The sequence below is a fragment of the Rhodonellum psychrophilum GCM71 = DSM 17998 genome, assembly GCF_000381545.1.
Taxonomy (GTDB): Bacteria; Bacteroidota; Bacteroidia; order Cytophagales; family Cyclobacteriaceae; genus Rhodonellum; species Rhodonellum psychrophilum.
Window position 1 is genome coordinate 67,709 of record NZ_KB906675.1, and the last position, 14,669, is coordinate 82,377.

Genomic DNA, 14,669 nt, shown 5'->3' on the forward strand with positions numbered 1-14,669 from the left:
ATCATAAAAAAGTGGCTTTAGATACATTTAGAGGCTATTTTTACACGCTAAAAGCATCTTTTTTACACTCTTTTTAAGGCGTCATATCGCTTCCTGTAGCTCACCGATTCAAGTTTTACCCCCTGTAAGAGAAGGTTCAATTGGCTACTTGTGATTGCGCTTCCAGAGAGTACTGGACGTTCAATAGTGCCCTTTTCAAGTTGTTTGATATACATCGCAAAACCGTCTCTATCCCACTGGAGTATGCGAATCTGGTTGGAACGCTTGCCAATAAATACAAAAACATCACCGTTCATCGGATCAAAGCCAAGTTTGTTCCGAACAAGACCTGAAAGTGAGTTGATGCCGAAGCGCATATTAGTTGGCTCTTTGTACATAAAGTATCTAGTAGAACTCGATAGTGCAAGCATCAAAGAAGTTCTTTGATAGTGGTGATATCTACTTTTCCGAAAAATTCGATACTTACTCCTGAAGGATAATTGATTTTGAGGATAGGATCTTTCTGGAAAACCATCTCAGGATTAACCAAAGAAAAACCTGAAGCAAAAAGAGAGTCATCCTGTTGCCCTTCAAACTTCCTGCACCAATAATAAAAAGATACTCTTGAAATACTTGCTTCTGATGCAAATGCAGCTTTGCTTAGTCCTGATCCCTGCCACTTGGTGAACAGCTTGTAATATTCGTCATTGCTAATCTTTTTCATGAAGCAACATTACGAACAAATCAAAAACTAGAAAATATGGGGTTTATCGGACGGATACAAAAATCAATCAGAACTTTGAGCTCAAATACTTTTTGTCGGACAGTGAGAACGGAATCAAAATCCAGATATGGGTGGCGTTAATTCTTAATCTCTTGTTTACAGTAATACACAAGCGAATAAAAGAAACGGAGGATTTTTCCACCATGGTCATGGTGGCAGCAAAAAATTTATGTTCCTATGTCAGTCTAGAAAAATTTCTACTCTATTCCGAAGCTTACTTTAAAAGTATATTTCAAAAAGACCTTCAAAACGTGCAAACCCAATTATTCCTCACAGGATGGGGGTACTTTTTGAACTCCAACAAAAAAGTCCTCTAAAATGATATTAGAGAACTTTATTTTGATTTTCGTATTTTAGTCGGGCGACAGTAATTTAATATTATATATTTTTATTTTTTTATCTAAATCTATGCGAGTTTTACGTATAGAATAGATTGATACTATTAACATAGGCAACAGATATGACATAGCTAATTGGATTGTTGATATTTGTCCAAAAAAAATAATCATAGAAAAATAAAGTCCTATCAAGATATAATAACTATTCATATAATTTTTATTGAATAATAACAAATTTCTTAAAATTAAAATTTTTTCTGAAGAGCTTTTACATTTATACATTTTTGAAATTTTCCTATTTACTACATAATTCCCTATAGTAATGATTAATAAAAAAGTAAATAATGGGATTGATAATAACCAATAAATTCTACCACTATATATTATTAAAATTAGAATAAAACCTAACCAACAAACTGGAATAACAAACTTTTTTAAATGTGGGTTAATAATATTAATTCTATAATTCATAAAGTATAATTTTATAATCTACTAGATTTATTAATTTCCTTTTTTTTAACTGAACTAAAGACAAATGGAACAGACGCAAAGCAAGCAATAAAAATAATCGTAAAATTTTGAATATATCCTTGTATAAATGGTGGAAGCCTTTTTAATATATCTAATGAATCTAATGTTTCCTGATCATTACTTTCAACAAAACTAGCCAGCCCTTCTGCAAATGCAATAGATATTGAATCATCCACTATATAAAAGTAAAATGCATCAATTAAAGTAGCAATGATAATTGTTAATACAAATATAGATAAAGAATAGACATACCATTTAGAATCTATATCTTCAGATTTTTCATCTTTAAGTACAGTTGGCATCATTATAGCTATACTAAAAATGGTTCCAATAAAAAATGTAATTGGGTTAATTAATGAGTAAAGTGCTGTTTCCATCATAGTAAAACCATCAGATGCAATCCAATAGCTTAAAGAATATGATATAATTAAACAAGCTATACTTATAAGTAGAGTAATTTCTATAAGGTTTTTATTTATCTTTATTAGTTTCATTTGAAATGATAAATTTAGAATTTAATGTATTTATTATTGAATTATTTATTTTTGTAATAAACCTTAAAATTTTAAAATAATCTTTATTAGAAATGAAAACGAAATAACTCGCTATAAGAACCCATGAGAAATTATCAATTCTCATAAATATCCATATTCCCAAATGAAGAATAACTCCTAAAAACAAAATAATATATTTTGAATACTTTCCCCAAACTAAAAAAGCAAAAGATAATTCCCAAAATACAGTAAAATATGTGCTTAAGACTACAAAATAGTGGTTTTTTGTAAGAAGAATATTATAATCCGTAGCTCTAAATTCATTCACACGCATAGTATAATATACTGCAGTCCCATTTAACCAAACTTCTCCTTGTAATTTATGCAAAGCTGTAAAAAAATACACAATACAAATTTGAATCATAATACCATAATGTCCTATCATTAAAATATTCTTAATTATAACATCAGGTATTAAATTACTGAAATTTATATATTGTCTATTAATAGTTAATGTAAGATGATTGAAAGCATTAGAAATTAAAAGAAAAGGCATAGTTACCATTATAACATTATCTGATCCATCAAGAACTAAATTATTTCTATACCCTAATACTAAGATACCTATAAATAAAATTGCTCCAACAAATCTTTTCCCAATTGCAAAAATAAATAAACTACTTAAAACTATCAATGTAATTAAATATAATTGAGGTGCATATTGTAATTCGAATGGATAGGCTAAAAATGATAAATTATATGATGTAAGATTTATCCAGAAAAATTCAATTGGTACAATAGCATCTCCTCCAAAAAGTTGTTCAGCCATTGGTAAATAAAAAATCGAATTTTTTAGAATTAATATTCCTATGAAAACTCTATAAGCTGACAATCCAAGAGAATAATTTCCCGATGTGTTTTTCATATTATTTGATTTTTGAAAACTCGGATTTCAACTCCCGAAAAGTATAATTACTTAGATCGAAATAATCTTCTTCTCTTTTGGAAAACCTTGGAAAAGAGGAATCTAGTATTTTATATTGGAATAAAATTGAGTCAGTATTAGTCCAGTTATTCTCCTCAGAAACTTTATTTAATATAAATCTCGCATAGGTATTTACAGCTATATGACCAAGAGATGATTCTATCATTTTTGTAATAATTATTTTTGTTTTCACAGAATCTTGACTAATAGAATCAATTTTTAAAGAATATTCTGATGCTTTATCATAAGTTTCTATTATATTCATGTAGCTAGAGCTAAAGTATTTTAAAACTCTTTGGGAAGGAGACCAAAATTTATCTCTACGTTCCTCAATAAAAGGAATTGAAGGATCTAACCACCCTGTATCATCTGAAATTAGACCATCCTTATAATTTAAAAAGCGATAAAGAATGCTCATATTACTGGCTATTGGATTAGGTGCAAATAATTTCCATTCTTGTGTAAAAAATGGGTTAATATAAGCATTTATTTGTTTTTTATATTGATGTTTTATAGGATTGTCAGGCATGTGGTAAGCCGATATGATTAGAAAATGTATCCCTAATATAATCCACATTAAATAAACTATATATTTCATGAGAAAATGTATCGACCACCATGATCATGATGGCCGAATAATAAATTTAAGATAATAAATTATTTATATGTCAAACCCTGAAAAATCAATCGGATTATAAATTAAATTTTCAATTGGATGTAGTTCTTGGCTTATAATTTCACCTCTACCACTAATTCCATCAAAAACTCCAACAACAAATGCGACTCCGGACGCAACTACAAACGCTGCACCAACTGCAAGTGCCACTGCAACTGCTGCTGGTTCACCAGCTTGCTCGATATCATTACTATAGAAATCAGATTGAGTAGTTGAATACTCATATGCTCCGAATGCTGTATTGTGAGGTGTAGAAACTAGGAATAGAAAACAAATTAACGATAAGTATGCGATTAGCTTGGTATGTTTCTTAAATTTTTTCATAATATTAAATATCAAAATGGCTAAAATTAGTAGGACTTTGTTCAAAAATTTCAAATGACGTATCATAAGTTATAATACTTTCTGCTGCACGCTGACCTATATATGTTCCTAAATCATATGCAGATGAAACCATTTGCATTCCCACTCCAACAACTGCAACTATTAATCCCACTCCTGCAACTCCACAGATGTCATCCAAACTCATGCCTTCGGAAGCATTTAAAGTTACTGTGGATGTAGTAGTGTGACCTATTGCCGATACATTAGAATAGGATGTAACGAACAAAAACATTACCAATAATCCTATACTGGTTGTTTTCATTAAAATGTGATTTTTTTCATAATTTCTGTTAATTTTAGATTAAAATAAATTTTATTTTTAAAAGTATTTAATTCTTTTTTAATTTCCAAATATTTTATATCATTAAATCAAATGAAAATTTCTCTTGAGGCGCATTATCAGTATTTAATATTGTATTATTAGATATTATTATAATTATATTTCTATACTTAATTTTATTATTTTAAAATCAGAATATTGTTCCGTGAAAAAAAGTTTTGAAAAAAAATTATCACATGACATAGCCTAACAATAAATCAATGTCGTTTAGTTAAGACTATAGAAGTTTATAATTCATGCTATAAAGCTTTTTAGTTTTGTATTTTTGTTCAAATTTTCTCCCGGACATTATTATTTCTTGTTATTTGTACACATGGGTATCAAAGGTTAACACCGATGAATCCTAAGAGCAAAAAAGGAAAAGTCAGGGCTCAAATCGCTCAAATGATATTGGATCAAATCGCTGTCGGAAAATTAAAAGCGATGATCGTCAGGGCCGCGGATTTTTACGGTCCAAATGCAAAACTCAGCTTTCTCAATGAATCCGTCATCAACCGGATGAAAGCCGGGAAAACTGCCCAATGGCTTTATTCCAAAAACAAAAAACATTCCTTCACCTATATCCCGGATGCTGCCAAGGCGACTGCATTTTTGGCCCAACAGCAAAATGCCTGGAACCAAGTGTGGCACCTTCCCACTTCAAAAAAGTATCCCACAGGTCAGGAAATCGTCAATATTTTGGCGAAGGAATGGAGCGTCGCGCCCAAGCTGCAGGTTTTGCCGGGATTTATGGTTGGGATTTTGGCTCCATTTATTCCGCTGCTGAAAGAGGTTTCAGAGCTAAGCTACCAACTGGATCAGGATTATTGTTTTGATTCTTCCAAAATAGAAGACACGTACAATTTGAAGGCAACTCCAATAGAAATGGGATTGAAAAATTGCCTTAGATCGGATTAATTAAACTCCATGAAATCAATATTCAATTGCCTTCAAAACGAATTAACCCGAAAATTAGGATTAACTCCATGGAAATAAGTCCTAACTTTGTCTCTTAAATCTTTGAAAATGAATTTTTCCTCACTCGGTTTATCGGAATACCTTTTGGAAGCCATCAAAAAGGCACGTTACGAAGAACCCTACCCGATCCAAATAAAAGCCATTCCCGCGATTTTAAATCGGAAAGATGTCTTGGGCATCGCGCCAACAGGCTCCGGTAAAACAGCCTCCTATGTGCTCCCTATTTTGGAACTCCTGATCAAAAAGGAAGTTACCAAAAGCAGAAGTGTTAGGGTTTTGGTGGTGGTACCTACAAGGGAATTGGCCACACAGGTGGACACCGTGATCAAAGGTTTGAGCGAATTTTTGCCAAGATCGATCAAGACCATGGCGGTATTTGGAGGGGTTTCGATCAATCCCCAAATGCTGAACCTCTTTGGAACAGAGATTTTGGTGGCGACGCCGGGCAGGTTACTGGATCTGGTATCCAAAAATTCAGTGCAGATTTCGGATATTGAAATATTGGTGCTCGATGAAGCCGATAAGGTATTGAATTTGGGTTTCCGGGATGAGGTAGAAGAAATTTTTGCATTGTTGCCCAAGAAAAGGCAGAATATCCTCTTTTCGGCGACAACCGAAGACTCTCTTAAATCACTGATTGCCAAACTGCTTCACAATCCTGTCACCATTGAAGTCGAGCAAGAAACGATTACACCTGATTTGATTTCCCAATCTGCCTACCTTGTTTCGCAGGAAAAAAAAGGACCTTTGCTTCGGTATTTGATCGAGAAGGAAAACTGGAATCAGGTTTTGGTATTTACCTCTTCCATTCGGGCAGCGGACAATTTGACAGTGAAGCTGAAGAAAAACGGGATTGATGCCCAAGCTTTCCATGGCGATAAAAGCCAAGGGGCAAGAACGGATGCATTGACAAAATTCAAGGCGGGAAAACTTCGCGTTTTGGTGGCAACGGATTTGGCTTCAAGGGGCATCGACATCAAGTTTCTGCCATTTGTGGTCAATTATGAATTGCCGAGGTCTCCAAAGGATTACATCCACAGGATCGGGCGAACCGGCCGTGCAGGAACTCCCGGACAGGCGATTTCACTGATTTGCGAAGAAGACAGGCATCATTTCAAAGTAATCCAGAAAAAAATGGGCCGCTGGGTAGACCTGATTGATTCGGGAAATTTTGATTTGTAATCTTTGTTCACATCTTGTAAAATGGAAGTAAAGGAAAGTATTTACAGGCAATTGCAGGAAATGCTTACTGCCAAAATCGAGGTGACAACAGCCGCTATCGCTTCCCTGAGAACAGCAAAAAACAGCGACACCAAAAGCAGCGCCGGGGACAAATATGAAACCGGAAGGGCCATGATGCAAATGGAGTTGGATAAGGAGGAGCAGCAATTGAATCAAACCAATCGGCTGAAAAATGAACTTTCCGCAATCAACCTCGAAAAAATTTATACACGGGTTGAATTCGGGAGTTTGGTGGAGACCAATCAGGGAATTTATTTTATTTCCATTCCGGTAGGAAAAGTTACTCTGGCGGATCGCGCTTATTTCGTCCTCTCTTTGGCCTCCCCCATCGGGAAACTCTTGGAGGGTAAAAAAATTGGTGAAAAGGCTATTTTCCAAGGAAGGGAATTTGTGATCCAAGGAATCCTTTGACACATTGGTTGCTGCAGAAATCCACTTTTACCCGAGTAATAGATTACCAATTCTATACCAGCCTGAAATCACCCAAAAATCGGTCTTTGTTTACAATTTTTGACTTCACCTTTTAGGCAAAATGCGCTATTCTCCAAATAGTTTGACTGCCCTTCCTTTTCAATCGCATTTGAAAACCTCTTGCATATTTCAGATTAAAATTTACGGTGACTATTATTTGTTTTTGGTTGTCAGAAACATGCATTTTGCATTTTAAGCTCATTGTCTATGGTTTTTTTTTTCCAAAACACATTTTGAATCGATATTTCCTCCCAAAATTAATCCTTAACTTTCAAACGGAAATAAACCCGATCGAATCAAATGTAAAGAGCCATTTCAAATCTTAAACCCGTGTTATGCATTACCAATTCTATTCCATCGTGAAACCGCTTAACAATAAGACTTTGTTTACTGGGGTCGGCTTCACCAAATTGGTGCCAGTCCTTAATCTCCAAGTGGTTTGATTGTCTTGCTGTTTCAAACCCAATAGATAACGGAATACATATTCCGGGTTAAAAGAAAAGTCACCACCTACATAATTCTAATTCCCCACAATGGATCCCTCTGAATTTTCAAAAAAACTAGAACTGTTTTTCGACATGTCTCCGGATCTGCTGTGCGTAGCTGGTTATGATGGTTTTTTTAAGCGGATTAATCCTGCTGTTTCGAAATTGCTGGAGTACTCCGAGGAGGAATTGTTTTCCAAACCAATCAATGAATTTGTCCATCCCGAAGACCAGCATTTTACTTCCAAAGTGAGGGAAGAGCTGAAAAAAAGCAATCCACTGCTCAATTTTGAAAATCGCTATTTGACAAAAAGTGGAGAAGTGATCTGGCTTTCATGGACCTCGATGTCCATAGATTCCGAAAAACTTGTCTTTGCCATTGCCAAAAACATCACACAAAAAAAGAAGATTGAAGAGGGCCGAAATTTACTTTTGGCCCAGTTGACCCAGTCAAACAAGGACCTCAAACAGCTCAGTTATACGACCTCACACGATCTCAGATCACCGATCAATAATTTCACCGCCATATTCAACCTTTTGGATTTCTCCAAAATTCAAGATGCCGAAACGGTGGAGCTTTTGGGTTACCTGAAATCCATCAGTGGAAATCTGAATAAAACCATCAACGATTATATCGATGTTTTGTGTCAAAAAGAATCCCTAAACGCCCAGAAAGAAAACCTTAATTTGTACCATTCCCTAAATGAAGTCCTGGACTCCATCAGTTCCTTGATTTCAAATTCCAAAACTTCCCTAACTGTTGATTTTTCTGAATTTGATGAAATTCTTTTCAACAAGGCATACCTTGAAAGCATCTTTTTGAATTTGATCACCAATTCGATTAAATACGCCAAACCGGACACCCTGCCTAGTATTTCCATTCGTACCAGAATATTCAATGGCGTCAAGCAGTTGGTTTTTTCAGATGAAGGGATGGGCTTTGACATGAATAAAGTAAAAGACAGAATATTTGGATTGAACCAAAAATTCCACAACAACATCGATAGCCACGGCATCGGGCTTTATTTGGTTTACAACCATGTATCGAACATGGGTGGTCGTATAGAAGTCGAAAGCAAAGTCAATGAAGGGGCTTCTTTTATCATTTCTTTTGGAGAATGATTGCGGATTTTGGGCTTGATGATTTTCCAATTGTTCTCAAAACCAAAATCCACAATCCCTCGCTTTAAGGAATCAAGACCAGTCCCATTGCCAACTTTTCCTTAAGAAAGCAGATTGGATCAATCCTTTAGCTCCACTTTTTGTCCGGTTTGGACGGCTAGATAAATCGCATCGATAATCTTCAAATCCTTCAATCCCTCCTCTCCATCAACAGGCACCGTTGGGATTTTATTTTCAAAAATTATCTCAGACATTTCGTCCATTTGTACCGTTTGGTGGGTGATATGCGGCAATTCCAAAGGGCCTTTGTTTGTTCGGCCCTTGATCGGTCCATATCCTGTAGAAGGCTGGAGTTCGGCAAATCCTTTTTCTCCATTTAGGAAAAAGCGGTCCAAATTGTTCATACTATAAGTGGAAAGGCATGAAGCCACTGCACCGCTAGGAAAGCCCAATTGAAATTGAATCGTTTCGTCCACACCTTCCTTGAATTTGACCGGGTCTGTCTTGGTTTCCTGCGCAGTCACCCAAATGGGTTCTTCTCCGACCATATACCGGGATCCGTTCACGGCATAGATTCCAATGTCCATCATGGCTCCACCTCCTGCCAATTGCCTATTCAACCTCCACTGACTTGGATCACCTATCTTGAAGCCGCACAATCCTTGAAAAAACATGATTTTCCCCAATTCCCCCTCTTTCCTCATCCGGATAATTTCAAGGGTATTGGCCTCAAAATGCATCCTATATCCCACCAATAATTTGACATTGGCAGACTTGCAGGCGGCAATCATTTCTTCTCCCTCTTTGGCATTCAACCCCATCGGTTTTTCACAAATGACATGTTTTCCGGCTTGGGCAACGCGAATGGCCTGATCGCGATGAAGGCCATTGGGCGTGATGATATAGACGGCATCGATGTCCGGATTATTTCTGATCCGATCAAAATTATCGTAGTTGTAACAGTTTTTGTCGGGAATGTCATACTTGCGTTGCCAAGATTCGAATTTGGAAGGAGTCCCGCTGATGATCCCCACCAATTTGGCCTTGGTGCAGGATTCCATTGCCTCTGCCACCCTTGTGGCATAACTTCCCAGCCCCATGATGGCCACCCGAAGGATTTTTCCCTTATAAGGTTTTTCAGAGATCGCCTCTTGGTTTTTTGCGGAATAACTGGATAAAATAGGGAGTGCTACGGCTGAAAGCGTAAGCTTTTGCAAGAAGTTTCTTCGTGAGTTCATTTTGAATAGTTTAGGTTTAACATCATGGCAGGCTTGTCGATTGACATTTATACCAAAATCATTGAAAAACATGGAACAAATATTCTATAAAATCAGAAATTAGTCAGTATGAAAATTGATCCGACTAAAATTATGAAAAGAATTAAAAGAGAAAAAGAGGTTCAAATGTCATTGTTTTCTTGGTAGATCCGAATGACTTTGTATTTCCGGAAAGGAACGACTAGAAAGATACAAAAACCAAACAAATCTATTTCAAATAGCTATCGGATTTATAAACCGAAAAAACCAATTTCACCCGAGTTCTACCCGAGTTCTGCATGGCCAATTCTATTCCAGCCTGAAATGGATTGATAATCAGTCCTCGTTTGGTGTTTTGACTTCAATTTTTTAAAAACATGCATTATTCTCCAAATAATCTGATTTTCATGCAACCTCAACCCAATTGGGAAACCTAATGCATGTTTCCGTTTTAACGCAATGTCCATCCGCAATATTACCAGTAACCACCAAAATTCAAAAAACCCTTAAACGAAATCTTTATTGGAGGCTTCTTCCAGCTTCGTCCCGAAAGCTTTCGAGATTCACCCCTTTTCTTCTAAAATATTTTTTATGGCACGATAGCAGATGATCATTTAACATAATTTAAAAATGAAGATCAAAGTGGTACATCACCCATAAAAACGGATTCCTACCTCACCATTATTAAACCCGTTTTATGCATTACGAACTCAATTCAATAGTATAATTCTCTGATAATCATTTAGTTATTTACTATTTTTGACTTCACCTTATTGGAGTCAGGAATTTTTCTCCCAAAAGTCTGATTTTCTTGCAGTTTCAATCCAATTTGGAAACCTATTTCATATTTCGGGTTAAAGGAAACGCAGTCACCATCCAAATCTTGAAATTCAATTGCCAAAGAAACATCTCACCTAAATGCTAATCCCGCTGGTTTGTATATGAGGAAACGAAGTGTTTGAAAATGGGCAAGGAATCCATAAAAATCTGTTTCCTGATCTTTGGGTATTTTTAAAAATAATGATCAAAAACTGGGTGAAATCCTCCGCTGACGCCCACTTCTACTTGTCAAGCATGGACACATTTTTTTAATATAATACACTGATAATAAGTATTTAATAAATGAATTCTGTTCTCAGTAATTTCAAAAACATCAATATTGTTTTTTCCTTAGACTGTCTTTTCATCCCAATAAAAAATCAGGGGTTTTTACTGGGAGTTTGAAGATCGGCAAGGGCACAGGCAATTTTTTGATTGACCATTCCTTTGTTTCAAAATTCTCAAATGGATCAAATAAAGAAGCATATGCAAGACATTTTTTGGATTGTAATTCCGCTGCCCAAAACTCCAGAAATCCTTACTCCTCTTATTGGTTTCTAGATCCTTATCCCCATTTATGCGGCTGCAATCCATGCACCAAATTGGAACTTAAACCTTATTCCCAATGCAAACGTAAATGGTGAATATTGATAAAAAGAATAAGTTTTCAATGTTCATGTTTGCCCTTTTCCAGTTAAAGAATGGCTTCTAGAAAACCAAATCCCGATTCGATATTATCAATAAAAATTGTATTTTTTAAATAAAATATAATTTTACCAATTAATGTTTAACAAATTTTAAAAAATAAGGTTGTTTAATTGTTAATTAAATTAAGATTGAATTTTCTACATTTGTTTTTATTTGAACCCTTTTAATCACTATACCCATGAAAAACATTTCAGCAATGAAAAAAGCCATCGGGATTTTCCAATCTTATGGCATCCCACTTACCGGCAAGAGAAAATCCGCGAATTTTTACAGGGAATTGGATATGGACAAAATCTTTGTTTCGGGCTTGGTATTCGAATTGGAGTACGGCTTGAACAAAGAATTGGCAGATGAAAAGGCAAATCAAGTAGAAACACCATCAGAATTGATTGGCTATTTGATGAGTGCTTAGAAACTTTGTGCTTGGGATCTGGGTTGGGTTAATGACATTATGAAATCAAAAAAATATTTATTCCTCACACTGATTCCAATTTTCACGCTTTTCTATTTCAACAATCCTGAAAAAGAGCACAAAATGACTTTTATTTCCAATCCCGAATTAAATACCATCTCCGGTTTGAATAATTGGAAAGGTACGCCGATAGATGAAAAAGGGAATTTCCAGAACCTTTATCAACCTTTTAAATCCAGTTTTGGAGACCTGCTGAAATGGCAAACCAGCAAGAATCCCCAAAAGAAAGAGAAGAAAAATGAAACCAGACGGCTTTCTGTTAAAGTTGACAACGACGCACTTCAGGGCGATGCCGATTATCTCATTTGGTTGGGTCATGCAACCTATCTCATGCAAATCAACGGGAAAGTACTGCTTACCGATCCTGTATTAATTGACAATTTATTTTTAAAAAGGGAAAGCAAATTGCCGATCTCTCTGGATAATTTGCCTGCTCTGGATTATATCCTGCTCTCACACAGTCACCGGGACCATTGCGATGAGAAGACCTTGGAATACCTTTCCGAAATCAATCCTGGAGTCACATTTTTGACAGGACTTGGCATGAAGGATGTGATTATTTCATGGACGAAAGGTCAAATGATTCAGGAAGCCGGATGGTACCAGCAGTTTGACATTCCCGGTTTGGATTTTGAGATCACCTATGTGCCCAGCAGACATTGGTCGAGAAGGGGGCTGTTCGATGAAAATGTAAGTCTATGGGGTGGATTTTATTTAAAGACCAACCAACAATCCATCTATCTCATGGGGGACAGTGGTTCCGGACCTCATTTCAAAGACATCAGTACTGCCCTTGGCGAGCCTGACTATTGTTTGATGGGAGTTGGCGCATACAAGCCGGAATGGTTCATGAACCAAGCCCATATCAGCCCATTGGATGCAATTGATGCTTTCAATGAAATGGGGGGTCGCTATTTTATCCCTATGCATTTTGGGACTTTTGATCTTTCGGATGAACCGAGGATGGAACCCCTGGATGTGTTGATCGAACATGAATCCAAACTCGAGGGGGAACTTCTCCGCGTAGTTTTGGGAAAAAACCTTTTGGTTGGAAAATAAAGAAATCCTTTGAACAAGAACAACGGGCCTAGAGCTTGGCCCCTGAACCTTCAACAAATCAAATTTTAACGGACTTCCATTTCCCCTTTCTGAAGATATAAAACGCCACCACCGCATGCAGGGAATGGCAGAAGGCAATGCTGATATAAATCCCCATCATTTCCCATCCCAACACAAAGGCCAAAAAATAAGCCAAGGGAATTTCAATCACCCAAAAAACCCCAATATTGATCAGTGCAGGGGTTTTTGTATCTCCGGCACCATTGAAAGCATTGGTCATGACCATTCCCACGGCAAAGAACACATAACCCAAAACGATCACCTTCAAGCCATCTGCCGCCAATTCCCGGACAGCATCCGTGTCGGTAAAAACACCTGCCAATACATCTCCCGCCAATAAATAAAGGACGGTGACCAAAGCGAGGAAGATCACATTGTACCTCGCCGTCAGCCAGACTGAAATTTCAGCTCTCCTGTACTTTTGGGCGCCCAAATTCTGTCCCACCAAAGTGGCAGCAGCGCCGGACAAGCCCCAAGCTGGCATCAGCGTGAAAAGCAAAATCCTAAAGGCAATGGTAAAACCAGCCACTGCCACACTACCAAATTCGGCAGCCATCCTCGTGAGCGCAATCCAACCCACCGAGTCAATCAGAAATTGCCCCATTCCCCCAACAGAAATACTGACGATTCGCTTAATCACCAGAAAATTGATCGTCAAATTCTCCTTTAAAATAACCAATTTATGCTTCCCATTGAACAGATGGTACAATTGATAAATTACCCCGACGCTTCGCCCTGCTGTAGTGGCGATGGCTGCGCCTGTCAACCCAAAACCCTCAAAACTTCCCAAGCCAAAAATAAACAGGGGGTCAAAAACAATATTCAAACCGTTTGAAATCCACAATGCCCGCATGGCCAAGTGCGGCTGCCCAGCACCTCGAAAAGCCCCATTGAGCAAAAAAAGGAGCATAATCGCCGTATTTCCAGCGAATATTATTCTACTATACTCAACACCTATTGCCAACACCTCGTTCTCAGCCCCCATCATTCTGAGTAGGTCTTCGGCAAAATAAAATCCCAACAAACCCAAGATAACCGATACCACACCCCCGAAAGCAAGCAACTGGAAGGCCGCATTTCCGGCTTCCTTATACTCCTTTTCCCCTACCCTTCTTGAGATCAATGCCGTCGCCGCCATACTGATCCCCATACCGATGGCATACACCAAGACAATTACTGCCTCTGTCAGTCCCACCGTGGCCACAGCATGCTCACCCAACCTTCCCACAAAAAAGATATCGACCACCGCAAAGAGTGATTCCATCAGCATCTCTAAAATCATGGGTATTGCCAACAAGACAATGCCTGTTTTCAAATTGACTTTTGTATAATCCTGCTCCTTGCCACCTAGGGCATCTTTTAGTAGCTGCAACATAACTGTGATTGAACCACAAATGTACTTTAAATTTCAAAAAGTGGTTTCGGAAAATTAGGTCTAAACCGGCTATTTAAAGACCCCTAAAGACTTCTTTCTAGAATTTTAACAATTGATTTTGCCTATATTGGA

15 protein-coding genes are annotated in these 14,669 nt (G+C 37.0%); 6 read left to right on the forward strand and 9 right to left on the reverse strand.

Features of this window, described 5'->3' with window-relative positions; all coding sequences use genetic code 11:
* Positions 1-62: 62 nt before the first annotated feature.
* The 7 genes from tnpB to F824_RS0106215 form a co-directional block, all read right to left on the reverse strand.
* A complete protein-coding gene (tnpB, locus tag F824_RS0106180) occupies positions 63-377 on the reverse strand; it encodes an IS66 family insertion sequence element accessory protein TnpB (RefSeq protein WP_019596996.1) in 315 nt (104 codons plus the stop codon).
* 32 nt (positions 378-409) lie between these two features.
* A complete protein-coding gene (gene tnpA, locus F824_RS0106185) occupies positions 410-703 on the reverse strand; it encodes an IS66 family insertion sequence element accessory protein TnpA (protein WP_019596997.1) in 294 nt (97 codons plus the stop codon).
* An 880-nt stretch (positions 704-1,583) separates the two neighbouring features.
* The gene (locus F824_RS0106195; RefSeq protein WP_019596999.1) at positions 1,584-2,126 is read right to left on the reverse strand and encodes a hypothetical protein; all 543 of its coding nucleotides are present in this window, start codon (positions 2,124-2,126) and stop codon (positions 1,584-1,586) included.
* Complete coding sequence (locus F824_RS0106200; protein WP_022582289.1) at positions 2,104-3,051, reverse strand: HTTM domain-containing protein; 948 nt, start codon at positions 3,049-3,051, stop codon at positions 2,104-2,106. Before F824_RS0106200 ends, F824_RS0106195 begins: the two co-directional genes overlap by 23 nt.
* A gap of 1 nt (position 3,052) precedes the next feature.
* Positions 3,053-3,640: a DUF5819 family protein gene (locus tag F824_RS0106205; protein WP_139189642.1), complete on the reverse strand. Its 588-nt coding sequence runs from the start codon at positions 3,638-3,640 to the stop codon at positions 3,053-3,055.
* 132 nt (positions 3,641-3,772) lie between these two features.
* Positions 3,773-4,111 (reverse strand): hypothetical protein, encoded by a 339-nt coding sequence (locus F824_RS0106210; protein ID WP_019597002.1) that lies wholly within the window; start codon positions 4,109-4,111, stop codon positions 3,773-3,775.
* Between the two features lie 4 nt (positions 4,112-4,115).
* On the reverse strand, positions 4,116-4,433 hold the full coding sequence (locus F824_RS0106215; protein ID WP_026333532.1) for a hypothetical protein: 318 nt from the start codon (positions 4,431-4,433) through the stop codon (positions 4,116-4,118).
* Positions 4,434-4,847: 414 nt separating this feature from the next.
* On the opposite strand from F824_RS0106215, the gene F824_RS25600 reads away from it, so the two are divergent.
* The 4 genes from F824_RS25600 to F824_RS0106245 all read left to right on the forward strand — a co-directional run bounded on the left by F824_RS25600 (position 4,848) and on the right by F824_RS0106245 (position 8,788).
* Positions 4,848-5,408, forward strand: coding sequence for an NAD-dependent epimerase/dehydratase family protein (locus F824_RS25600; protein ID WP_019597004.1), 561 nt, complete (start codon positions 4,848-4,850; stop codon positions 5,406-5,408).
* A gap of 108 nt (positions 5,409-5,516) precedes the next feature.
* Positions 5,517-6,650, forward strand: coding sequence for a DEAD/DEAH box helicase (locus F824_RS0106225; protein ID WP_019597005.1), 1,134 nt, complete (start codon positions 5,517-5,519; stop codon positions 6,648-6,650).
* A gap of 21 nt (positions 6,651-6,671) precedes the next feature.
* A complete protein-coding gene (locus tag F824_RS0106230) occupies positions 6,672-7,121 on the forward strand; it encodes a hypothetical protein (protein ID WP_019597006.1) in 450 nt (149 codons plus the stop codon).
* Between the two features lie 593 nt (positions 7,122-7,714).
* Positions 7,715-8,788: a PAS domain-containing sensor histidine kinase gene (locus tag F824_RS0106245; protein ID WP_019597009.1), complete on the forward strand. Its 1,074-nt coding sequence runs from the start codon at positions 7,715-7,717 to the stop codon at positions 8,786-8,788.
* Between the two features lie 119 nt (positions 8,789-8,907).
* On the opposite strand, the gene F824_RS0106250 is transcribed toward F824_RS0106245, so the two are convergent.
* Positions 8,908-10,026, reverse strand: a complete 1,119-nt coding sequence (locus F824_RS0106250) for a Gfo/Idh/MocA family protein (RefSeq protein WP_026333533.1) — start codon at positions 10,024-10,026, stop codon at positions 8,908-8,910.
* Between the two features lie 1,723 nt (positions 10,027-11,749).
* Between F824_RS0106250 and F824_RS0106275 the strand changes: the two genes are divergently transcribed.
* Entirely contained in the window at positions 11,750-11,983 is a 234-nt protein-coding gene (locus F824_RS0106275; protein WP_019597016.1) for a hypothetical protein, read from the forward strand.
* Between the two features lie 39 nt (positions 11,984-12,022).
* Positions 12,023-13,102, forward strand: coding sequence for an MBL fold metallo-hydrolase (locus tag F824_RS0106280; protein WP_019597017.1), 1,080 nt, complete (start codon positions 12,023-12,025; stop codon positions 13,100-13,102).
* A 58-nt stretch (positions 13,103-13,160) separates the two neighbouring features.
* On the opposite strand, the gene F824_RS0106285 is transcribed toward F824_RS0106280, so the two are convergent.
* Positions 13,161-14,537 carry an MATE family efflux transporter gene (locus F824_RS0106285; protein ID WP_019597018.1) on the reverse strand — a complete coding sequence of 459 codons (1,377 nt, stop codon included), beginning with the start codon at positions 14,535-14,537 and terminating at the stop codon, positions 13,161-13,163.
* Between the last annotated feature and the right edge of the window lie 132 nt (positions 14,538-14,669).

What these genes read in the sequence shown, in the direction of transcription:
- tnpB (WP_019596996.1), bottom strand. Translation starts at nt 377, where the DNA reads ATGTACAAAGAGCCAACTAATATGCGCTTCGGCATCAACTCACTTTCA.
- F824_RS0106225 (WP_019597005.1), top strand. Translation starts at nt 5,517, where the DNA reads ATGAATTTTTCCTCACTCGGTTTATCGGAATACCTTTTGGAAGCCATC.
- F824_RS0106215 (WP_026333532.1), bottom strand. Translation starts at nt 4,433, where the DNA reads ATGAAAACAACCAGTATAGGATTATTGGTAATGTTTTTGTTCGTTACA.
- F824_RS0106230 (WP_019597006.1), top strand. Translation starts at nt 6,672, where the DNA reads ATGGAAGTAAAGGAAAGTATTTACAGGCAATTGCAGGAAATGCTTACT.
- F824_RS0106210 (WP_019597002.1), bottom strand. Translation starts at nt 4,111, where the DNA reads ATGAAAAAATTTAAGAAACATACCAAGCTAATCGCATACTTATCGTTA.
- tnpA (WP_019596997.1), bottom strand. Translation starts at nt 703, where the DNA reads ATGAAAAAGATTAGCAATGACGAATATTACAAGCTGTTCACCAAGTGG.
- F824_RS0106280 (WP_019597017.1), top strand. Translation starts at nt 12,023, where the DNA reads ATGAAATCAAAAAAATATTTATTCCTCACACTGATTCCAATTTTCACG.
- F824_RS0106250 (WP_026333533.1), bottom strand. Translation starts at nt 10,026, where the DNA reads ATGAACTCACGAAGAAACTTCTTGCAAAAGCTTACGCTTTCAGCCGTA.
- F824_RS0106285 (WP_019597018.1), bottom strand. Translation starts at nt 14,537, where the DNA reads ATGTTGCAGCTACTAAAAGATGCCCTAGGTGGCAAGGAGCAGGATTAT.
- F824_RS0106195 (WP_019596999.1), bottom strand. Translation starts at nt 2,126, where the DNA reads ATGAAACTAATAAAGATAAATAAAAACCTTATAGAAATTACTCTACTT.
- F824_RS0106200 (WP_022582289.1), bottom strand. Translation starts at nt 3,051, where the DNA reads ATGAAAAACACATCGGGAAATTATTCTCTTGGATTGTCAGCTTATAGA.
- F824_RS0106205 (WP_139189642.1), bottom strand. Translation starts at nt 3,640, where the DNA reads ATGCCTGACAATCCTATAAAACATCAATATAAAAAACAAATAAATGCT.
- F824_RS0106275 (WP_019597016.1), top strand. Translation starts at nt 11,750, where the DNA reads ATGAAAAACATTTCAGCAATGAAAAAAGCCATCGGGATTTTCCAATCT.
- F824_RS0106245 (WP_019597009.1), top strand. Translation starts at nt 7,715, where the DNA reads ATGGATCCCTCTGAATTTTCAAAAAAACTAGAACTGTTTTTCGACATG.
- F824_RS25600 (WP_019597004.1), top strand. Translation starts at nt 4,848, where the DNA reads ATGAATCCTAAGAGCAAAAAAGGAAAAGTCAGGGCTCAAATCGCTCAA.